Here is a 19,834-nt window from a genome sequence, read left to right as displayed (position 1 = left end):
AGCAGTTCGTGAGCGAGCAACAACCGTCCATGGTCGAGAATCGGACAAATCACCCCGCTTGCGCGAGCTCAGCCGTCCCCGAGATCGCGCCAGACAGCCGCCAGAAGGCGCAACTGCTCGTCGTCCAGCCGGTCGAAGAACAGCGTCCGCAGGTCCTCGTGGTGGCGACGGCGGGCCTTGCGCATCAGCGCGCGGCCCTGCGCGGTCAGCACCGCGTCGAAGCTGCGGGCGTCCACCGCCGATTGGCGGCGCTCGATCAGCCCGCGGCCGACGAGACGGTCGGCCAGCCGGGTGAAGCCGCCGGTGGACATCAGGCGGCGCTGAGCGAGGTCGGTCATCCGCATGCCCGCGTCGCCCGCCTCCGCCAGCAGGGCCAGCACGCTGTACTCCGCCATGCTCACGTTCAGCGGCGCGAGCCCGTCCGCCAGCGCGCGCCACAGCCGCTCGTGCGTGAAGAGGAACCCGCTCCACGCCTCCTGTTCCAGGTCTCGCAGCCCGTCGCTCGCCATGCCGACACGGTAACCGGGCCCGGCAAACGGGTGAGCACGGCCTTCGCCGGAAATAGTTGTCTGCGCAGACAGGTTAATCCGGACAGGCCCGGCCGCGGCGTGCGACCGGGCGCCGGAAAGGAGCACCGACGATGGCTGAACCGCAGAATCTCCCGGCCGCCGGACCGCGACCGTTCGAAATCGGCATCCTGACGTTCGCCGAACTCACCAAAGACCCGGTCACCGGGTCGCTTCCCTCGCCGCGACAGCGGGCACGCGAGACGATCGAGCAGGCACAACTCGCCGACCAGGTCGGGCTGGACGTCTTCGGCGCCGGCGAGCATCACCGCACCGACTTCGTCGGGTCCGCGCCCTCGGTCCTGCTCGCCGCGGCGGCCGAGAAAACCGAGCGGATCCGGCTGACCAGCGCGGTGACCGTGCTGAGTTCCGAGGACCCGGTGCGGGTGTGGGAGCAGTTCGCGACGATCGACCTGCTGTCCGCGGGCCGGGCCGAGATCATCGCGGGCCGCGGGTCGTACACCGAATCCTTCCCGCTCTTCGGCTACGACCTCGCCGATTACGCCGATCTCTTCCGCGAGAAGCTCGACCTCCTGCTGGCGATCCGCGAGCAGAACCCGTTGACCTGGAAGGGAAAGTTCCGGGCACCGCTCGATGACGCCGAAATCGCGCCGCGCGCGGACGGCCTGCCGATCTGGGTGGGTGTCGGCGGGTCCGCGGCCTCGGCGGTCAGCACCGGCCGACGCGGGCTGCCGATGGCGATGGCGGCGCTGCTGGGACCGCTGACCCAGCACGAGCAGACCGCGGCGCTCTACCGGCAGGCGGCGCGAGAAGCCGGACACGAGCCGGCGTCGATCAGCATCAACGTGCACGGGTACGTCGGGCGCACCAGCCAGGAAGCGCGCGAAACCATGTACCCCTACTTCGCGCAGGGCATGCTGGAGAACAATCATCAGCGCGGGGTCGGGATGCGGATCTCCCGGTCCGCCTTCGAAGCGCAGGCGTCGCCCGGGTCGGCGCTGCTGGTGGGCAGTCCGGCGGAACTGATCGAGAAACTGCTTGCCTACCACGAGGTCTACGGGCTGAACCGGGCGTTGATCCAGCTCGGGTTCGGCGGGATGCCGCAGAAGGAGCACCTCGCCGCGATCGAACGGCTCGGCACCGAGGTCGCCCCGGTGGTGCGGTGGGAGATCGCGTCGTGAGCGGGCTGCGGGTGGTGGTCGTCAACGGGAGCCCGAGCCGGCCGTCCAAGACGATGGGGTTGGTGGACGTCATCCTGGAAACGCTCGGCAAGCTGGTCCCCGTCGAGGCGTCCCGGATCGACGTGTACCGGCTGGGGCTCGGCGAAACCGTCGAACGCTCGGACGCGCCGCCCGAGGTCGAGGCCGCGTTGCGGAGCGCCGAAGAAGCCGACTTGCTGATCGCGGCGACGCCGGTGTTCCGCGGTTCGTATCCCGGGATGTTCAAGCAGTTCTTCGATCTGGTCGACCAATACGCGCTCGTCGACAAACCCGTCCTGCTTGCCGCGACCGGCGGCGGCGACCATCACGCACTCGTGCTGGAGCACGCGCTGCGGCCGTTGTTCGGGTTCTTCCAGGCCCTCACACTGCCGGTCGCGATCTTCGCGTCCAGCGGGGATTTCGACGGAACGGTGCTGTTGAATCCGCGCGTGCACGGGAGGATTCAGATCGCGCTCGAGTCCGCGGGCCGGTACCTTCCCGTGCCGAAGTAGTCCATCGCGAACTCCGTCAACCGTTGTGCCGCAGCGGAAAGGTACGCGTCCGCACGCTGCACCACGGTCAAGGTCCGATAGCAATCCGGAGCGTCCAGCTCCAGCCCGACGGCTGCCTCGTCCTTGGCGGCCTGTCGGGCGACCTCCGGCACCAGCCCGATCCCCAGCCCGCTCGCGATCAGCTGACCGGTCGCGCCGGGTTCGTCGCTCTCGCAGGAGTAGTTCGGTTCCAGCCCGGCTTCGGCGAAGAGGCGGTCGGAGAGGGTGCGCGGCCAGTAGCCGGGGCGCGTAGTCACCATGGGCTCGTTCGCGAGGTCCGCCATCCGCACGCGTTTGCGCCGCGCGAGCCGGTGCGTGCTCGGCACGGCGAGAATCACCTCCTCGCGCAGCAGTTCCCGCGCTTGGAGGCCCGGCTGCTGCAGCGGCTGCGAGGCGAAGCACAGATCGACCTCGCCCGCGCACAACTGCTGCGCCATGGTTTCCGCCGAGGATTGGTACAGCCGCAGTTCGACGCCGGGGTACTCCGCGCGGAAGGCGCTCATCAGGCCGGTGAGGGTGAGCAGGGTTTCCGACGCGACGGCGACCCGGCCGTGGTCCAGACCGGCCAGATCGACGAGTTCCTGGCGGGCGTCGTCGAGTTCGCGCAGGGCCCGGTCGACGCGGCGCAGGAACGTGGTGCCGAAGTGGTTGAGCCGCAGCCCCCGCCCGGCCCGCTCGAACAGCGGCACGCCGAGATCCGCCTCCAGCCGCGCGATCGCCCGGCTCAACGACGGCTGCGCGATGTGCAGCTCGGCCGCCGCCTGGCTGAGGTGGCCGCGGTAGGCGACCGCCTGGAAGTAGCGCAGTTGCAGCAGGTCCATCTCATAGCTCCGAGGTCATGAATACATGGCGATTCTGGTCTTGGACGGCATGAGAAGTTCAGCTTAGCGTCTGAACGGGGAAATTCTTACGCGCACTAGGGGGAACGGTGGCCGAAGCGGCCCGGACACGCGGGCGGACGTTGCTGGTGGTGATGCGGGTCGTCGTGACGGTGCACGCCGTCGCGATCCTGGGTCAGCCGGTGTTCGCCGGACGGTATTTGATCGGCGACTACAGCATGCTGGCGATGCACGAACTCGGCGCGAACATCGTGTCGACGGTCGCGCTGGTGCAGCTCGTGCCCGCCGCGCTGTATTGGTGGCGCGGCGGCGTCCAGTGGCCGTTCTGGGCGAGCCTGCTGCTGGCCGGCGGCGAGACCGCACAGTACTTCGCCGGGCAGGCCGGTGCCCTTGACCTGCACATTCCGCTCGGCGTCGCACTGGTCGCGATCGCGCTCGGGACGCTGTTCGGCATCTGGCGGACTGGGGCCCGGCGATGAGCGGGATGTCGCGCCGCCGGTTTCTCGGGCTGGCGGGCGGTGCCGGAGTGGTGCTCACGGCCGGGTTCGTCACCCCGCGGTTGTTGCGGCCGGCCGCGGCCACCGGCGAGCTGCTGACCAGCGAAGTGCCGCTGCCGCAACCGTTTCAGGTGCCGTTGCCGCTGCCGCCGGTGCTGAACCCGGTCTCCCGCGATGGCGGCGTCGACCGGTACGAAATCGTGCAACGGGCCAGCACCGCGGAAATTCTGCCTGGACTGCGCACTCCGATCTGGGGTTACCAAGGAACTTTCCCCGGGCCGACAATCGAATCCCGCAGCGGCCGGACGACGATTGTCCGGCACCGCAACGAACTTCCGGTCCCGACCGTCGTGCATCTCCACGGCGGGCGCACGCCACCGGAGTCCGACGGTTACGCCACTGACCTCGTGTTGCCCGCCGACGGCCGGTATCTCGCCGGTGCCGGACACGGGCATTCGGGGATGGCCGACCCGGACGCCGTCGTCACCACCGGCACCCGCGAGTACACGTATCCGTTGCAGCAAAAGGCCGCGATGCTCTGGTATCACGACCACCGAATGGATTTCACCGGTCCGGCCGTGTACCGCGGACTCGCTGGACTGCACATCGTCCGCGACGCCGAGGAAGACGCGTTGCCACTGCCGCGCGGCGAGCGAGAGATGCCGCTCATGATCACCGACCGCGCGTTCGCCGAAGACGGATCGATGCGATACCCGTCGTTGGATCCTTCGTTGCGAACCGTGCCGGGAGTGGAAGACGCTTACGCGGCAGGCGTTCTCGGCGACGTACTGCTGGTGAACGGCGCGCCATGGCCGGTCGCGGAAGTGTCGGCGACCCGGCATCGCCTGCGATTCCTCAACGGTTCCAACGCTCGCCGGTACGATCTCGCCCTCAACCCGCCGCCGCCGAGCGGACCCGCGTTCACGCAGATCGGGTCGGATCAAGGCTTGCTCGACGCCCCGCGCGGCCACGAGCACCTGCCGATCGCGCCTGCCGAACGGTACGACATGGTGGTCGACTTCGGCGCATATCCGGTGGGTACTGAGGTGACGCTGGTCAACCGTCTCGGAACCGGTTCCACCGCACAGGTAATGCGGTTCCGCGTCACCCGCCGGGCGAAAGACGACAGCCACATTCCGGCGAAACTGTCCGAAATGGAGCGACTCGACCGGGCACAAGCGACGGTGACCCGCGAGTTCGCGTTCCGAAGTGGACAGTTCAACGGCAGGCACGGCTGGACGATCGGCGGCGAGGCCTTCACTCCGACGAAGATCGCGGCTCAGCCGAAACTCGGCGACGTCGAGATCTGGCGGTTCGTCGCGGACCTGCACCATCCGATCCACCTGCATCTGGTGCACTTCCAAGTGCTTTCCCGCGGCGGCAAGGATCCCGCGCCGCACGACGCGGGCCGGAAGGACACTGTGGACCTTCGGCCCGGCGAAGCGGTCGAGGTGATCGCGCGATTCGACGGGTACCGCGGGCGGTACATGTTCCATTGCCACAACGCCGAGCACGAGGACATGGGGATGATGGCCACGTTCAAGACCGTTTAGCCCGGACGCAACCAGGTTTTGACGCGTCGGCCGGTCGCGAACGCGCACACCAGCAGCGGCAGCACCCAGTCCGCGTCGATCAGGAAGAACGAGACCAGAGACGCGCCGCCCGGGTCGAGCACTCGGCTGCCGTCGATCGGCACGAACGCGACGACCATGGCGACCGCGACCACCAGCAGTCTGCTGCCCGCACCGAGCAGTACGAGCGCCCGGCCGAGCGGGTTGCGCAGCGCCAGCAGCATCGCGCCGGCCAGGCAGCACACTCCACAGAGGACCTGGCTGACGAGTCCGCCGAGCATGCTGGCCGAAAGGGTGCCGTCGTCGGCGGGCACGTACATCGCGATCAACGACAGCGCGTCGACCGGGTCCCAGCGGCCGCTCGGCTGGACGGAGTCCACTGTGGCGGACGGCCAGATCAGGAACACCGTTTCGCGGACGGCGACCAGTACCGCGAACCCGATCGCGAGTGCCGCGCCCGCCGGTAACCGCCTCGTCCGCTCGACCGTTCGCTCCGCCACCAGGCCCCTCCTTCGCCACCGAGGCGGCAAACCTAGCCCGGCGTGGAGGGGACCGGTCCCGGACCGTCCGTGAAGGGCTCATTGAGGGAATCTGATTCCGGCAAGGAGCCCTTCACGGACCGGCGGCGGGCTAGGCGGGTGTGGCGGCCAGGCGGTATCCGGCTCCGGCGACCGTCTCGATCACCGGCGGCGAGCCCAGTTTCCGCCGCAACGTCATCACCGTGACCCGCACCGTGTTGGTGAATGGGTCGGCGTGCTCGTCCCACGCCTTTTCCAGCAACTGCTCCGCGCTCACCACCGTCCCGTCGGCCCGCATCAGGACCTCCAGCACCGCGAACTCCTTCGGCGACAACGGCAGGAAGCGGCCGTCGCGGGACGCCTGGTGCCGGGGCAGATCCAGGACCAGACCGGCCGCCTCCAGCACCGGCGGCAGCGCCGGACGCGCCCGGCGGGCCAGCGCGTGCACCCGGGCGACCAGCTCCGCGAAGACGAACGGTTTGGTCAGGTAGTCGTCCGCGCCGAGGTTCAGTCCTTCGATGCGGTCGGTGACGTCGGAGGCGGAGGTGAGCATGAGGACCCGGGTCTCGCCGCCCGCGTCGACGATCGCCGCGCAGACCTCGTCACCGTGGACGGTCGGCAGGTCCCGGTCTAGGACGACGACGTCGTACGCGTGCACGGCGACGCGTTCGAGGGCCTCGCCGCCGTCGTAGCAGACGTCCACCGCGATGGAATAGCGGCGCAGCCCCTCGGCGATTGAATCCGCGAGGAGCGGCTCGTCCTCGACAATCAGTACCCGCATTCGATCATCATGCCCTGAACGGCGATAAAGGCGAGATAAGGATCAAGCAGGCAGCCGCACCTCGACCGTCAAACCGCCGTTCGGATTCGCCCGCGCGGAGACGTCCCCGTCGTGCGCGCGGGCGACGGAACGCACAATCGACAGCCCCAGTCCGGAATGGTCAGCCGCTCCGGTCCGATCCGGTTTTCCCCGCCGGAAGGGTTCGAACAAGCCCTCGACCTGGTTTTCGTCCACATTGGACCCGGAATTGCGGACGCTCAGGGCAGGTGTCGCGCCGATGGTGATCGACACCCAGCCGTCCGGGATGTTGTAGCTGATCGCGTTGCTCACCAGGTTCAGCACCAAGCGTTCGAGCAGCACGGCATCGCCGACCACCGTACGCGCGCGCAGCCGGGTCTCCACGGTCACGCCAGCCTCTTTCGCTTGCGCGGCGGTGAGTTTCACTACGGAACGGACCACTTTGTCCAGTCGCACCGGAGCCCGGGCACTCAGGCCGCGATCACTGCGCGCGAGCACCAGCAATCCTTCGATCAGCCGTTCGCTGCGTTCGTTGGTCTGCAGCAAATGCGCGCCCAGTTTGGACAGCACCGGCCCGGCATCGGGGTTTTCCAACGCGACTTCGATCAGCGTCCGCTGCACCGCGAGTGGAGTGCGCAACTCGTGGGAAGCGTTGGCTACAAACCGTTTCTGGCTGTCGAACGAACCGGCGAGACGGTCCAGCATGCTGTCGAAGGTGTCGGCGAGTTCCTTCAATTCGTCACGCGGGCCGTCGAGGTTGATGCGCTGATCGAGCTTCCCGGCTTCGAGCCGCCGCGCGGTCGAGGTGATCGTGTGCAACGGCCGCAGCGTGCGCCCCGCCATAAACCAGCCGAACAGCAACGCCAGCGCGGCGGTGACCACCAGCGCGATCGCCGACGCAAGGACCAAAGTGGACATTGTCGAGCTGCGGTAATCGGTGAGCACGGCAGTCGCCACTTTCTCCGCGGAAGCGGGGACGGTCTGCATCGGGATCGTCGTCGCCTCCATCGGGACCGATTCGACGTCGGCGGCGACCTGGCTCAGTTTCAGCGAGGCTCCGTCGCCGAGATACTGTGCGGGCGCGGGCAGTTCGTTGCTGACGACGGTGTAGGTCACCACCACCAGCACGAGCCCGGCCAGCAGGAAGAACCCGCCGTACAGCGCGGTGAGCCGGGTCCGCACGGACAGCCGCAGCGGCCCCCGGCGCGGGCCTGCGCTCTTTTCGGCCAAGGGGTCCTCCCGGGTCGTGACTACCGACAGTCTGTCCTATCCGGGCATAAGGAGAGGATAAACAAGATCGCTTAACGAGCCTGTATCGCCGCGTCGGTACTACTGGGCCACCGGCGGGAACGACCCGCCCGAGCGAAGGAGAATCCCGATGCGGAAAGCACGTCTGGCGGCTGTCGGAGCCGGATTGGCACTGGCGCTGCTCACCGGGTGTTCGTCCGGGGAAACCGCGCCGCAGGTGCCGTCGATCTCCAGCCCGAAGGCAAGCCCGCAGCAGGACGCCGCCGCCGGAAAGGCCGATCCCGCGGCGGACCGGGACGCGATGCGCGCCTACGCGAAATGCATGCGCGAACACGGCGTCGACACACCGGATCCGGGCGAAAACGAAGCCCCGACCATCAACTTCTCCAACGATCCCAAGACCATGGCGGCGCTCGACGCCTGCAAGAAGCTGCTGCCCGGCGGCGGAATGCCGAAGAAGCTCACGCCGGAGGAACTGGACAAGGCCCGGAAGGACGCCAAATGCATGCGCGAGCATGGCGTCGACATGCCGGATCCGGACGCGAACGGCGGCGCACAGGCGCTGCCGATGAAGGACGACGGGACCAAATTCGAGGAAGCGCTCAAGGCGTGCGGAATGGGAATGGCCGGAAAGTGACAGGGAAACGAGGACGCTGGTTCATCGCCGCGGGAGCGACGGTCGTCGTGCTCGGCACGACCTCGGCGGTCGTGCTGACCCACGTCGCCTCCGGCGGCGAACCAGCCGCGGCGGCGAAGCCGGTGGCGACCGCCGAAGTGACCAAATCGGACTTGAAGGAAGAGGAGAACGCGACCGGGAAACTCGGCTACGGCAAGGAATCCGCCCTGAGCGGCAAGAAGAACGGCACGGTGACCTGGCTGCCCGGCCGAGGCGACGTGCTCGGCCGCGGCAAGACGGCGTACACAGTGGACGCCAAGCCGGTGCCGCTGTTCTACGGAACTCTGCCGTTCTATCGCGTGCTGAACGACGGCGTGGACAAAGGACCGGACGTCAAAGAGCTTGAAGAGAACCTGAAAGCGCTGGGATACGGCGATTTCGGCACCCCGGACGAGAAGTTCACCTCCGCGACCGCGACCGCGCTCAAACGCTGGCAGAAATCGCTCGGCTTGGCGCAGACCGGGACGTTCGATCCGGCCGACGTCGTGCTGGCCCCCGGTGAGATCCGGGTGTCGTCGGTGACCGGCCAGCTCGGCGGCCCCGGCGCGGGCGAGGTTTTCAAGTACACCGGCACGGCCCGCGTCGTGGAGGCCGAATTGGACGCGACCAAGCAGAGCGTCGCGGTCAAGGGCGCGAAGGTGTCCGTCTCGCTCAACGGCCGCACGCTGACCGGCACGATTACCGATCTCGGGAACACCGCCGCGGAGGACAAGGAAACCGGCAAGGCGAAGGTCACCGTACAGATCCAGGTGGACGACCCGGCTGCTGCCGGAGACGTCGTCGATGTCCCGGTATCGGTGCGGTTCACCAAGGAGGTCCACCAGGACGTCCTCGTGGTGCCGGTCGGCGCGCTGGTCGCGCTCGCCGAGGGCGGATACGCGGTCGAGGTCGACGAGCAGGGCAAGCGGCGGCTGGTCGGCGTCGAGACTGGGTTGTTTTCGGGCGGGCAGGTCGAGGTCAAGGCCGCCGGTCTGCACGCGGGCCAGCGGGTGGTGACCACGTCATGATCCCCGTGCTGGCCGCGTATCGGGTGTCGCGCACCTACGGCGAAACCGTTCCCGCATTGCGGAATGTCTCACTGTCCTTTTCGGACGGAGAGATGGCGGCGATCGTCGGACCGTCCGGTTCGGGCAAATCCACACTGCTGCAACTGATGGGCACGCTCGACCGTCCGACGGAAGGCCGGATCGAGATCCGCGGCCACGACGTCGCGCAGTTGTCCGACCGCAAACTCGCCGCGCTGCGCTCGCGGTGGATCGGATTCGTGTTCCAGCAGTTCTTCCTGGACGACGGCGAAACCGCGGTGAACAACGTGTGCAGCGGCCTGCTGTACAGCGGAGTCCCGAAACGAAAACGCCGGACGCGGGCGCTGGAAGCCCTCGACCGGGTCGGGCTCGGACATCGCGCCGGACACCTGCCAGGCGAACTGTCCGGCGGCGAACGGCAGCGAGTCGCGATCGCCCGGGCGGTCGTGAACACGCCGCCGATCCTGCTCGCCGACGAACCAACCGGAAACCTCGACACCGGCAATGGCGCGGCAGTGCTGTCCTTGCTCGCGGAGCTCAACGCTGGCGGCACCACGGTCGTGCTGATCACGCACGACCGGGAAATCGCGGCCGGAATGCCGCGGCGAATCGAGATCCTCGACGGGGAATTACGCCTCGACACTGGTGCGGCCGACCTGGCGGTGCCGCAGTGAGCGCGCCCGGGCCGGATCGGCTCGGTGCCGCCGACCTGCTGCACGCTGCTGCCGACCGCAAACTCCACCCCACCACCGCACCCGGCAAAGGCATCCCAATGACCGCACCCAGCCCGAAACAGCCCGGTCCCGCCGACCCGCCGCACACCCGCCGACACCACCACCGCCCCAGCCGGAACGCCGCAATAACCGCACCCAACCCGAACCAGCCCCACCCCGCCAACCCGCCGCACACCCGCCGACACCACCACCGCCCCAGCCGGAACGCCGCAATAACCGCACCCAACCCGAACCAGCCCCACCCCGCCAACCCGCCGCACACCCGCCGACACCACCACCGCCCCAGCCGGAACGCCGCAATAACCGCACCCAACCCGAACCAGCCCCACCCCGCCAACCCGCCGCACACCCGCCGACACCACCACCGCCCCAGCCGGAACGCCGCAATAACCGCACCCAACCCGAACCAGCCCGACCCGCCCCGCACCAAAGCCCCACACACCCTTGCCGACAGCACAACCCACCCGGCAGGAGCACCCCAATGACCGCACCAGCCCCACCCAGCCCGACCCGGCTCGGTCCCGCCGATCTGCTTTCCCTTGGCGCGCACGGAATGCGCACCCGCCCACTGCGCGCGATGCTGTCCGCGCTCGGCATCGCCATCGGGGTCGCGGCGATGGTCGCCGTGCTGGCCATTCCGGCGTCGGCGGACCAAGCACTGCAGGACAAGCTCGCCGCGATGGGCACCAATCTGCTCCGCGCCGAGGCCGGGCAGACACTCATGGGCGGTTCGGCGAAGCTGCCCGACTCGGCGGTCCCGATGGTGCGGCGGATCGCGCCGGTCGAGGGGGCGGTGGAGGTCGGCAAGGTCAACGCCAAGGTGTACCGCAACGACCGGGTCGGCAAGGACGATTCGGCGGGTGTTTCGGTGTTCGCCGCGCGGCCGGATCTGCTGCCGGTGCTCGGCGGGAAGGTCCGGACCGGGACGTTCCTCGGCCCGGCGAACCAGCGCTTCCCGGCGGTCGTGCTCGGGTCGGAAGCGGCGTCGAGGCTCGGCATCGACCACCTCGATCCGGCGCGTCCGCCGCAGGTCCTGATCGGTTCGGCGTGGTTCAGCGTCGTCGGGATTCTCGCCCCGATGCCGCTCGCGCCTGAGGTCGAACGGTCGGTGCTGATCGGCTGGGACGTCGCCAAACAGGTCTTCGGCTTCGACGGCCATCCGAGCACGGTGTACCTGCGCGCGCGGGAATCGCAGGTCAACGCGGTCCGTTCGGTGCTCGCCGCGACGATCAACCCGGCCGCGCCGAACGAGGTGGCGGTCGAGCGGCCGTCCGACGCGCTCGCCGCGCAGCAGCTGACGAAGAACACCTACGGCGCGCTCTTCCTCGGCCTCGGCGGGGTGGCGCTGCTGGTCGGCGGCGTCGGCGTGGCGAACACGATGGTGATCTCGGTGCTGGAGCGCCGACGCGAGATCGGATTGCGCCGCGCGCTCGGGGCGACCAGGGGCCAGGTCCGCGGGCAGTTCCTCGCCGAATCGGTGCTGCTGTCCGGGTTGGGCGGGCTCGTCGGGGTGGTGCTCGGGGTCGGCGCGACCGCCGGGTACGCGCTCAGCCAGGGCTGGCCCGCGGTGCTGCCGCCGGTCGCGCTCGCCGGCGGGGTGGCGGTTTCGGCCGCGGTCGGCGCGATCGCCGGGGCGTATCCGGCGATGCGGGCGGCGCGGCTTCCCCCTGCTCAGGCGCTCGCCTGACCCCGTGGTCGGCCCGCAGGACCGGATCGCGTGAACGCCACCCGGTCGTGCGGGCAATTACCACCGCTGGACTCCCGTCTAGTGCTATCGTGCAACTAAGGTTACAAGCACTAACGTTCGATTAAGTCCTTAACTGCTGCTGAGGTACCGCAGGCACTACCGCGCCCGGGCAGCGCGGGGGATCGACCTCGCGCGCTGGATCGCGGATCCTCGGCTCAGCGGAGGATGCGGCGCGGAACGACTGGTCTGTGAGCTGACATGAGCGCATTGCCCGAGCGAGTGGCGATCATCGCCAACGACCCGATCAGCGGCGAAGGAGCCGCCGCCTACCTGCGCGGCACGCCCCGGTACGCCGTGATGGCTCCCAGCGAAGTCCCGCGCGCGGACGTCCTGCTCGTGATCGTGCCGGAGGTCCGCGAGAAAACCCTGGCCGACCTGGCGCGGATCCGGCGGACCGCGCTCGTCGCGGACGTGCGCGCGGTGCTGGTCGCGGACCGGATCGAGAAGGCCGAACTGGGCAGGCTCGGCGGATTCGGCCTGTCCGCGGCGCTGTACCGCGGTTCCGCGACGCGCGAGAAGATCCTCGAAGCGCTGGCCGCCCGCGTGCCGGCGGCCGAGCCGGAAGACGTCCGCGCGACCCGGCTGACGAACGAGTTCCACACCAGCGAGGGCGAGGTCAGGTACCCGCGCGGCTTCCTCGACCGGCACCGGCTGCAGAGCCGCGAGGTAGAAATCCTCGGCCTGCTCGCGGACGGTTTCGGCACGGTCGAAATCGCCGACCGGATGGCGTATTCGGAGCGGACGATCAAGAACATCATCAGCACGCTGCTGGTGCGGTTCGATCTGCGAAACCGCTCGCACGCGGTCGCGTACGCCCTGCGGACGGGCATCATCTGAACGCCCCTCAGATCGCGCCGTTCCGGAGCGCGTAGGCGACCGCGTGCGTCCGGTTGCGCAACTCGAGGCGCTGCGACAGATCGTGGATCACCTTCTTCACCGCGCGTTCGGAGAAGTTGATTTTCTCCGCGGTTTCCGCCGTGTCGAGGCCTTCGGCCAGCAGCCGCAGCACGTCGATTTCCCGTTGCGTCAGGCCGGAACTGTGCTTCGGCCGCGGTTCGATCGGCCGGCGGAAATGGCTGAGCAGCGTGCCCAGCGCCGCCGGGGGCAGGATCCCGCCGCCGCGTGAAGCGGTCAGCACCGCGGCGGCCAGCTGCTCGCTCGACGTGCGCTCGCGATTCAGCAGGGCGACCACGTTGCACTCCACCGCGGTCAGCACCGCCGAGCCCGCCGCCTGCTCGTCGACGAGCAGCACCACCGGAGCGTCCACAGTGGCCTTGAGCCCGCGCAACGCCGACGTCACCTCCACCGACAGCAGCTCGGCCGCGACGATGATCACGTCCACCTCGTCAGTCACGACGGAAAACTCCGGCCGCGCCTGCAGCCAGCTCCGGATCCCGTTGTCGGTAAGGGGATCCGAGGCTCGAATGAGCACCCGGACCGCTGTCTCGTGCACCGCCGTCCCGTCCATCCCCGCTCCCCCCTGCCCTCCCGGTCGCCCGAACCTAAGGCCCCGGCGGGACGACCGGCGATCCCGCGCGGGGTACAGATCAGGTACAGCCAGCTGTACCGCCCATGGTCCCGCGATACTGGAGCGGACGAAAGGACGCCGATGGCACGGACGGGACGCCGCCCCGGGCAGACCGAAACGCGGGAGGCCATTCTGGCCGCCGCGCGGGACCTGTTCGGCCGGAACGGGTACGAGGGCGCGACGATCCGCGCGATCGCCGCGGAGGCGGGCGTGAATCCCGCGCTCGTGCACCATTTCTTCGGCAGCAAGGACCAGGTCTTCGCGACCGCGCTGCACCTTCCGGCCGACCCTGGCGTCGTAGTCGCCGCGATCCTCGACGGCCCTCGCTCCGAGGTGGGCGAACGGCTCGTCCGGCTGTTCCTGACCCTCTGGGAAACCCCGGCTTCGCGCGACGCGTTCTTCGGCGTGCTGCGCTCGGTCTCCACCACCGAACAGGCCGCGGACATGCTGCGCGGCTTCATCCAGGGCGCGCTGCTGGACAAGATCGCCGACGCACTCGACATCCCGCCGCTGCGGGTCACCGGCATCGCCGCGCAGCTCGTCGGGCTCGCGATGGTCCGGTACGTCGTGCAGGTCGAGCCGCTCGCGCGGGCTGCGCACGAGGACGTGGTCGGGTTGATCGCTCCTGCCGTGCAGCAGTACGTCGACCAGGCCTGATCCGCGCTCCGCCTTCCGACCTCCCCGGCCTTGACACCGAAATTCCGCGCGCGCAGAATTAACCGCATGATTAATTCCGCGGTGGTCATCGACGGCCTGCGGGTCGTCCGCGGTGGCCGGGAGGTGCTGCGCGACGTGAGCTTCCGCGTCGAGCCCGGTTCGGTGACCGGGCTGCTCGGGCCGAGCGGCTGCGGGAAGACCACGTTGATGCGCGCGGTCGTCGGCGTGCAGGTGACCCACGGCGGCACAGTCACCGTGCTCGGCGAACCGGCCGGGAGCCGTCGGTTGCGCAAGCGGATCGGGTACGCCACGCAGGCGCCAGCGGTCTACGCCGACCTCACGGTCGCCGAATCCCTGCGTTACTTCGCCTCCGTGCTGGGCGCGCCGTCCCGGTCGGTGCCCGAGGCGATCGAACAGGTCGGCCTCGGTTCGCACGCCGACGCGCTGGTCGGGCGGCTTTCCGGCGGCCAGCGCAGCCGGGCCAGCCTCGCCGTCGCATTGCTCGGCTCGCCCGAACTGCTCGTGCTCGACGAACCGACCGTCGGGCTGGATCCGTTGCTGCGCGAGCATTTGTGGAACGTTTTCCATCGGCTCGCCGCCGAGGGCACCACGCTTCTGGTGTCCAGCCACGTCATGGACGAAGCCGCCCGCTGCACCCGGTTGCTGCTGATGCGCGACGGCGCGCTGCTCGCCGACGATTCGCCGGACGCCCTGCGCGCGGCCACCGGCGAACAAGACCTCGAACGCGCGTTCCTGCACCTGGTGAAGGCCCAGCGATGACTGTCTCGATCACTTTCGCCACCACTCGCCGCATCCTCGCCCAGCTGCGGCACGATCCGCGCACCGTCGTGATGCTCATTCTGGTGCCGACGCTGCTGATGGTGTTGCTGCGCTTCGTCTTCAACTCGGCCGAGACGTTCAGCCGGATCGCGCCCGCGCTGCTCGGCGTGTTCCCGTTCGTGATCATGTTCCTGATCGCGTCGATCACGACCCTGCGCGAACGCACCGCGGGCACCCTGGAGCGGCTGATGACGCTGCCGCTGGGGAAATTCGACCTGCTCGCCGGGTACGCGCTGGCGTTCGGGCTGGTCGCGGTGCTGCAGGTGGCGGTCGCGACGGCGGTCAGCCTGTGGTGGCTGGGGCTGTCGGTGGCCGGTTCGGTGTGGTCGCTGCTGCTGATCACCGTGCTCGACGCGTTGCTCGGCATGGCGCTCGGCCTGTTCGTGAGCGCGTTCGCGACGAGCGAGTTCCAGGCCGTGCAGTTCATGCCGCTGTTCGTGCTGCCGCAAACGTTGCTGTGCGGGCTTTTCCAGCCGCGCGACCAGATGGGCTGGGTGCTGCACTGGCTGTCCGACGTGATGCCGCTGTCCTACGCCGTCGAAGCGCTCACGCAGGTGACGCACAGCGCGGACTGGACGATGACGCTGACCCGCAACATCCTCGTCGTGCTCGGCTGCGCGGTACTGGCGTTGGGTCTTGGAGCGGCGACGCTACGCCGTCGTACGCCTTAGAGCCGCTTCGCCGCCGCCTCGTAAGCCGCGCGGTTGCGGGCGAGCCATTTCTCGAAGTAGTGGTCGGACTGCGCGTAGACATATCCCGGCGGCACGAACAAAACGGCGAAGACCACGAAGGTGCCGAGCCCGATGATCGCCAGCTTCAACTCAGCGTCCGGCGGCGGGGAGGACATAAAGGACAGTCCACATACGACAGCGGCTAGACAGCCCATCCCTGCTGCGGCAAAGAAAGCGCCCCGCACATTCCCCGGCGTACGACCAGCAGGTGGGCGAGAACCCGGGTTCAACGCGCGTTCGGTCGCGGGCCTGCCCCGCCAGATCAAAACTCCGCCGAGCCACAGCACCGCGAAGAAGACGCCGCCGCCCGCCAGGCTGAATCCTCCGGCCGCGGAATGAGCCAGCACCCCGACCAGAATCCCGCTGACGCCGAAAAGCCCGGCGAGGCTGGCCGTCATCACCCGGTAGACCCGCCGGGTGGTGACGATCGCCTGCAGCCGCGTCGTGTAGTCGCGCAGCCGTTGCTCGGGAGTGTCCGCGACCGCGCGAACCTGATACCCGCTCACTGCTTCCGGACGAAACCGGCCGCGCGGAGCCGCTCGGTCTCGCGGATGTCGAGGTGCGTGCGCACCCCGCTCCCCACAGTGGTGTCCCCGTTCAGGACCCCGAGCGCGATGACCACGAAACCGAGCGTGCGGATCAGCATCGCCCAGCCGGCCTTGCCGAGCCCGATCCGGCCGCCGTCGCGGAGCCGGACCAGGCGGATCCCGTTGAAGAGCGCGCCGAGGCCGCGTCCGTTGCCGTAAAACCAGCCGTACAGCAGCGGCACGACGATCAGCCCCGCCACCCCGATCACACTCGCCCCGACGGCGGCGTCGAAGGCGTTCGACTTGAAGTAGTACGCCACCGCCGCGGCCGCCGACAGACCGGTGACCAGGAGGAAGTCGACCAGCCATGCCCAGAGCGTGGAAGCGGTGCGCGCCTCGATGTACAGGTCGCCGTTCTCGAACGCACGAATCCGCGCCGCCGCGCCCTTGCCGAGGACGGGTTCGGCCTGCGCGCGGAGGCGGGCCATGACGTCTTGCTCAGTCTTCACGCCACACTGACGCCGCGCGCGAGCCACGGGTTCCCCGCCGAGCGCAAATCACCCTCGGCTCAGGCGAAGCTGTAATCCTCCAACGGGAACCGCGCCGCCTCGCGGTGGGCGCTGATCGTCGAGGTCGGCCGGAGCAGGGTCGCCTCGCCGTGCTGGTTGAAGTAGTAGCTGTTGGCCGTCGCGCACTGGCCGAGGGCGAACACCGAGTGCCCGACCTTGTGTTTCATCCGGCCGAGGAACTCGTCGTTCGCCCGCTGGGTCACCTCGAACACGTCCGAGCCCCGGGCGCGCATTCCCTTGAACAGCCGGTCGATGTGCTTCATCTGGCATTCGATGGTCGTGAAGTACGAGAGCCCGCTGTAGGAATACGGGCTGTTGAGCGAAACCAGGTTCGGGAACCCGGGCACGGTCACGCCCTCGTACGCCTGGAAGCGGTTGTCGCGCCACCACTTCCCGAGGTTCTTGCCGTCGCGGCCGATGATCTCGATCGCCGGGAAGTTCACGTCCCACAGGTTGAAGCCGGTCGCCAGCACGAGCGTGTCGATCTCGGTGCGCTTGCCGTCCGCGGTGACGATCCCGGTTTCGTCGATCCGCTCGATGCTCGTGGTTTCGAGGTGCACGTGCGGGCGGGTGAAGGCCGGGAAGTAGTCGTTGGAGAACGTCGGCCGTTTGCAGCCGAAGGAGTAGTCCGGCGTCAGCTTGCGGCGCAGTTCGGGGTCGCGGACCTGGCGGTACAGATGCGCGCGGCACCAGCGTTCGGCGATCCGGTTGGCGCCGCGGAACTGCCGGTACTGCACCACGCCGGAGATCATCATCAGTTCCAGCACCGAGCTGCCCGCCAGCCGCACCGCGCGCTGCACCAGCGGCAGCTTCGCGAACGCCTGCTGCAGCGGCTTCGGCACGGCGTAGTCCGGCTTCGGGCTGACCCAGATCGGCGTGCGCTGGTACACCGTCAGTTCCGCGGCGACCTTGGCGATCTCCGGGATGAGCTGGACGGCCGTCGCGCCGGTGCCGATCACCGCGGCGCGTTTGCCGGCCAGGTCGTAGCTGTCGTCCCACTTCGTGGTGTGGATGACCTTGCCCGCGAACCGGTCGATGCCCTCGATGTCCGGCATCTTCGGCTGCGACAGGAAGCCGGTGGCGGTGAGCAGGTACTTCGCGGTGACCGTCTCGCCGCCCTTGATGCTGACCCGCCAGTTGGAGCCGTCCCAGGTCGCGCCGGTCACGACGGCGCCGAAGCGCATCGAGGCGCGCAGACCGTACTTGTCGGCGACGTGCTCGGCGTATTTCTTCAGCTCCGCACCCGGCGCGAACAGCCGTGACCAGTACGGATTGGGTTCGAACGAGTAGGAGTAGGTGGACGACGGGATGTCGACGGCCAGCCCCGGGTACCGGTTCACGTGCCAGGTCCCGCCGAGGTCGTCCTCGCGATCGAGAATCAGCAGGTCGCGGTAGCCGAGGCGGCGGAGCTGGATGGCCGCCCCCATGCCGCCGAAGCCCGCGCCGACGATGACTGCGTCGTACTGCGCGTCCATGTCCGACCTCTCGTCCGGAACTACTTGTCAGTAACGGAACGGTATGTCACTTCGCCGGACTTGGCAATACACTGCACTGCGTGACAGCCCAGGAGAGCCCCCGCACGACCCGAGCCGAGCGCAAGAAGCAGGAACTGCGCCGCGAGATCATCGACGCGGCGTTCGATTGCTTCGCCGACCTCGGCTACCACGCCACCGGGATCTCCGACATCGCCACGAAGCTCGGCATCGGGCACGGCACCTTCTACCGCTACTTCCAGAACAAGCGCGACATCGTCGACCACGTCATCGACGACCTGGTCGCCCGCATCGTCACCGCGCTCACCGCGGAAAACGCACCGGACGCGGTGTCTACTTTGGACGCCTACCGCGAGCAGACCGCCCGGATCGGCGACGCGCTCGCGCAGATCTTCGGCGAGGACCCGCGCGTGCCGCGGCTGCTGCTGTTCGAGGCCGCCGGTATCGACAAAGCGATGGCGGCGCGCGTACTCGACTTCTTCGAGCTGGCCACGGAACTGACCGCGGCGTATCTGTCGCACGGCGTGGAGCTCGGGTACCTGCGCGCGGATCTCGACATCGAGAACAGCGCGCGGGCGATCAACGGCATGATCCTGGCGTCGGCGATCGCTTCGCTGCGCAACCCCGACCCCGAGGAGCAGCGCCGGGTGAGCGAGGCCGTGCGGCGGATGATGTACGACGGGATCGCGGCTAGGCGAGAGTGATCTCGGTCAGCTTGTCGGGGTTGCGCACGAAACACAGCGTCGACACACCGGCATCGCCCGCGCGGACGGTGACTGTGGTCGTCGCCTTGCCGTCCTGAAGGAAGACCGCACCGGGGCCGCCGTTGATGATCGCGGGCACGATCGTCACCTCCTCCATCGTGGAAATCCCGATGAGGAACTGCGCGATCCGGTCCCGGCCGAACAACGGCTTGCGCGCGGCGAGCACCTTCCCACCACCGTCCGAGTACAGCACCGCGTCCGGCGCGATCAACGCTGCCACCTTGTCGATCTCGCCGGACAACACCGCTTCGGCGAGCGTCGCCAGCGCCTCGGCGTCACGATTCCCCTGGTCTGGCAAGGAATCCCCGATCGCCGAGGTCACCGCCCGCTGCGCGCGCGAGACGAGCTGACGGGCCGCCGCGGGCGTCGTCTCCAGCACCTCGGCGACCGATGGATAGTCGACGTCGAGCACCTTCCGCAAGACAAACGCCGCCGCCTGCTCCGGGGTCAACGTGCTGAGCACGAAGTCGAGCGCCTGGCCCAGACCGTCGCGATGCAGCACCTCCCATTCCGGCGAATCCCCCTCGACCACCGGATCCGGCAGCCAAGGACCGGGATAGTTCTCGCGCCGGCGCCGCTGCGCGCGGACCGCGTTGAGCGCCAGCCGCGAGACCATCACCGACAGAAACGCGTGCGGGGTGTGGACCGTCTCGAGGTCCACCCGGGACCAGGTTTCCCACGCGTCCTGCACGACGTCCTCCGCGTCGTACCGCGATCCGGTGATGTGGAAGGCGGCGGCGAGCATCGTCGGCCGATGCGCGGTGAAGACGTCGCCGTGGTCCATGCCGGCCAAG

The 19,834-nt window shown here is 68.8% G+C and carries 23 protein-coding genes; 13 read left to right on the top strand and 10 right to left on the bottom strand.

The annotated features are described in order from the left end of the window. Window positions 1-68 precede the first annotated feature (68 nt). On the bottom strand, window positions 69-509 hold the full coding sequence (locus tag EIZ44_RS08620) for a MarR family winged helix-turn-helix transcriptional regulator (RefSeq protein WP_037816960.1): 441 nt from the start codon (window positions 507-509) through the stop codon (window positions 69-71). 131 nt (window positions 510-640) lie between these two features. Between EIZ44_RS08620 and EIZ44_RS08615 the strand changes: the two genes are divergently transcribed. Together EIZ44_RS08615 and EIZ44_RS08610 are read left to right on the top strand one after the other, a co-directional pair. Further along, window positions 641-1,708: an LLM class flavin-dependent oxidoreductase gene (locus tag EIZ44_RS08615; protein ID WP_134728183.1), complete on the top strand. Its 1,068-nt coding sequence runs from the start codon at window positions 641-643 to the stop codon at window positions 1,706-1,708. Then, window positions 1,705-2,238 carry an NAD(P)H-dependent oxidoreductase gene (locus tag EIZ44_RS08610; protein ID WP_205673075.1) on the top strand — a complete coding sequence of 178 codons (534 nt, stop codon included), beginning with the start codon at window positions 1,705-1,707 and terminating at the stop codon, window positions 2,236-2,238. The genes EIZ44_RS08615 and EIZ44_RS08610 overlap by 4 nt, the downstream gene beginning before the upstream one ends. Here the strand turns inward: EIZ44_RS08610 and EIZ44_RS08605 are convergent. Further along, window positions 2,190-3,098, bottom strand: a complete 909-nt coding sequence (locus tag EIZ44_RS08605) for a LysR family transcriptional regulator (protein WP_037816965.1) — start codon at window positions 3,096-3,098, stop codon at window positions 2,190-2,192. The two genes, EIZ44_RS08610 and EIZ44_RS08605, sit on opposite strands and share 49 nt — an antisense overlap. 107 nt (window positions 3,099-3,205) lie before the next feature. Here EIZ44_RS08605 and EIZ44_RS08600 point away from each other — a divergent pair, with 107 nt between their 5' ends. Together EIZ44_RS08600 and EIZ44_RS08595 are read left to right on the top strand one after the other, a co-directional pair. Continuing rightward, on the top strand, window positions 3,206-3,595 hold the full coding sequence (locus EIZ44_RS08600) for a hypothetical protein (RefSeq protein WP_205670168.1): 390 nt from the start codon (window positions 3,206-3,208) through the stop codon (window positions 3,593-3,595). Continuing rightward, window positions 3,592-5,166 (top strand): multicopper oxidase family protein, encoded by a 1,575-nt coding sequence (locus EIZ44_RS08595; RefSeq protein ID WP_134728182.1) that lies wholly within the window; start codon window positions 3,592-3,594, stop codon window positions 5,164-5,166. Before EIZ44_RS08600 ends, EIZ44_RS08595 begins: the two co-directional genes overlap by 4 nt. Here EIZ44_RS08595 and EIZ44_RS08590 read toward each other — a convergent pair. The 3 genes from EIZ44_RS08590 to EIZ44_RS08580 form a co-directional block, all read right to left on the bottom strand. Next, window positions 5,163-5,684, bottom strand: coding sequence for a hypothetical protein (locus EIZ44_RS08590; protein ID WP_134728181.1), 522 nt, complete (start codon window positions 5,682-5,684; stop codon window positions 5,163-5,165). The genes EIZ44_RS08595 and EIZ44_RS08590 overlap by 4 nt on opposite strands. Window positions 5,685-5,814: 130 nt before the next feature. Next, window positions 5,815-6,483, bottom strand: coding sequence for a response regulator transcription factor (locus EIZ44_RS08585; protein ID WP_037816973.1), 669 nt, complete (start codon window positions 6,481-6,483; stop codon window positions 5,815-5,817). A gap of 42 nt (window positions 6,484-6,525) precedes the next feature. Continuing rightward, window positions 6,526-7,731 carry a sensor histidine kinase gene (locus EIZ44_RS08580; protein ID WP_078870619.1) on the bottom strand — a complete coding sequence of 402 codons (1,206 nt, stop codon included), beginning with the start codon at window positions 7,729-7,731 and terminating at the stop codon, window positions 6,526-6,528. A gap of 148 nt (window positions 7,732-7,879) precedes the next feature. Here EIZ44_RS08580 and EIZ44_RS45385 point away from each other — a divergent pair, with 148 nt between their 5' ends. The 5 genes from EIZ44_RS45385 (at window position 7,880) to EIZ44_RS08560 (ending at window position 12,768) form a co-directional block, all read left to right on the top strand. After that, window positions 7,880-8,386 carry a hypothetical protein gene (locus EIZ44_RS45385; RefSeq protein ID WP_037816974.1) on the top strand — a complete coding sequence of 169 codons (507 nt, stop codon included), beginning with the start codon at window positions 7,880-7,882 and terminating at the stop codon, window positions 8,384-8,386. Beyond that, entirely contained in the window at window positions 8,383-9,432 is a 1,050-nt protein-coding gene (locus EIZ44_RS08575) for a peptidoglycan-binding protein (RefSeq protein WP_240691246.1), read from the top strand. The genes EIZ44_RS45385 and EIZ44_RS08575 overlap by 4 nt, the downstream gene beginning before the upstream one ends. Next, window positions 9,429-10,124 carry an ABC transporter ATP-binding protein gene (locus EIZ44_RS08570; RefSeq protein ID WP_037816978.1) on the top strand — a complete coding sequence of 232 codons (696 nt, stop codon included), beginning with the start codon at window positions 9,429-9,431 and terminating at the stop codon, window positions 10,122-10,124. Before EIZ44_RS08575 ends, EIZ44_RS08570 begins: the two co-directional genes overlap by 4 nt. A gap of 541 nt (window positions 10,125-10,665) precedes the next feature. Then, window positions 10,666-11,871, top strand: coding sequence for an ABC transporter permease (locus EIZ44_RS08565; protein WP_134667265.1), 1,206 nt, complete (start codon window positions 10,666-10,668; stop codon window positions 11,869-11,871). A gap of 258 nt (window positions 11,872-12,129) precedes the next feature. Beyond that, window positions 12,130-12,768, top strand: a complete 639-nt coding sequence (locus tag EIZ44_RS08560) for a helix-turn-helix transcriptional regulator (RefSeq protein WP_134667263.1) — start codon at window positions 12,130-12,132, stop codon at window positions 12,766-12,768. A 7-nt stretch (window positions 12,769-12,775) separates the two neighbouring features. Here EIZ44_RS08560 and EIZ44_RS08555 read toward each other — a convergent pair whose 3' ends face one another. Beyond that, entirely contained in the window at window positions 12,776-13,399 is a 624-nt protein-coding gene (locus EIZ44_RS08555; RefSeq protein WP_134667261.1) for a response regulator transcription factor, read from the bottom strand. 141 nt (window positions 13,400-13,540) lie between these two features. On the opposite strand from EIZ44_RS08555, the gene EIZ44_RS08550 reads away from it, so the two are divergent. The 3 genes from EIZ44_RS08550 to EIZ44_RS08540 all read left to right on the top strand — a co-directional run bounded on the left by EIZ44_RS08550 (window position 13,541) and on the right by EIZ44_RS08540 (window position 15,627). Next, window positions 13,541-14,116, top strand: coding sequence for a TetR/AcrR family transcriptional regulator (locus tag EIZ44_RS08550; RefSeq protein ID WP_037816986.1), 576 nt, complete (start codon window positions 13,541-13,543; stop codon window positions 14,114-14,116). Between the two features lie 66 nt (window positions 14,117-14,182). Then, on the top strand, window positions 14,183-14,896 hold the full coding sequence (locus EIZ44_RS08545; protein ID WP_134728179.1) for an ABC transporter ATP-binding protein: 714 nt from the start codon (window positions 14,183-14,185) through the stop codon (window positions 14,894-14,896). After that, on the top strand, window positions 14,893-15,627 hold the full coding sequence (locus EIZ44_RS08540; RefSeq protein WP_134667257.1) for an ABC transporter permease: 735 nt from the start codon (window positions 14,893-14,895) through the stop codon (window positions 15,625-15,627). The genes EIZ44_RS08545 and EIZ44_RS08540 overlap by 4 nt, the downstream gene beginning before the upstream one ends. On the opposite strand, the gene EIZ44_RS08535 is transcribed toward EIZ44_RS08540, so the two are convergent. Genes EIZ44_RS08535 through EIZ44_RS08525 form a run of 3 tightly spaced genes read right to left on the bottom strand, consistent with a single transcriptional unit; the run spans window position 15,624 to window position 18,258 of the window. Further along, window positions 15,624-16,193: a hypothetical protein gene (locus EIZ44_RS08535; protein WP_134728178.1), complete on the bottom strand. Its 570-nt coding sequence runs from the start codon at window positions 16,191-16,193 to the stop codon at window positions 15,624-15,626. The genes EIZ44_RS08540 and EIZ44_RS08535 overlap by 4 nt on opposite strands. After that, on the bottom strand, window positions 16,190-16,723 hold the full coding sequence (locus tag EIZ44_RS08530; RefSeq protein WP_240691245.1) for an RDD family protein: 534 nt from the start codon (window positions 16,721-16,723) through the stop codon (window positions 16,190-16,192). Before EIZ44_RS08530 ends, EIZ44_RS08535 begins: the two co-directional genes overlap by 4 nt. Window positions 16,724-16,782: 59 nt before the next feature. Continuing rightward, complete coding sequence (locus EIZ44_RS08525) at window positions 16,783-18,258, bottom strand: flavin-containing monooxygenase (protein ID WP_134728177.1); 1,476 nt, start codon at window positions 18,256-18,258, stop codon at window positions 16,783-16,785. A gap of 80 nt (window positions 18,259-18,338) precedes the next feature. Between EIZ44_RS08525 and EIZ44_RS08520 the strand changes: the two genes are divergently transcribed. After that, window positions 18,339-18,980, top strand: coding sequence for a TetR/AcrR family transcriptional regulator (locus EIZ44_RS08520; protein ID WP_037817003.1), 642 nt, complete (start codon window positions 18,339-18,341; stop codon window positions 18,978-18,980). Here the strand turns inward: EIZ44_RS08520 and EIZ44_RS08515 are convergent. Then, window positions 18,967-19,824 (bottom strand): sigma factor, encoded by an 858-nt coding sequence (locus tag EIZ44_RS08515; protein ID WP_134728176.1) that lies wholly within the window; start codon window positions 19,822-19,824, stop codon window positions 18,967-18,969. The two genes, EIZ44_RS08520 and EIZ44_RS08515, sit on opposite strands and share 14 nt — an antisense overlap. Window positions 19,825-19,834 lie beyond the last annotated feature (10 nt).

The organism is Amycolatopsis nivea (assembly GCF_004522235.1).
GTDB classification, from domain to species: domain Bacteria; phylum Actinomycetota; class Actinomycetes; order Mycobacteriales; family Pseudonocardiaceae; genus Amycolatopsis; species Amycolatopsis nivea.
This window is presented reverse-complemented; position numbering and strand designations above follow the sequence as displayed.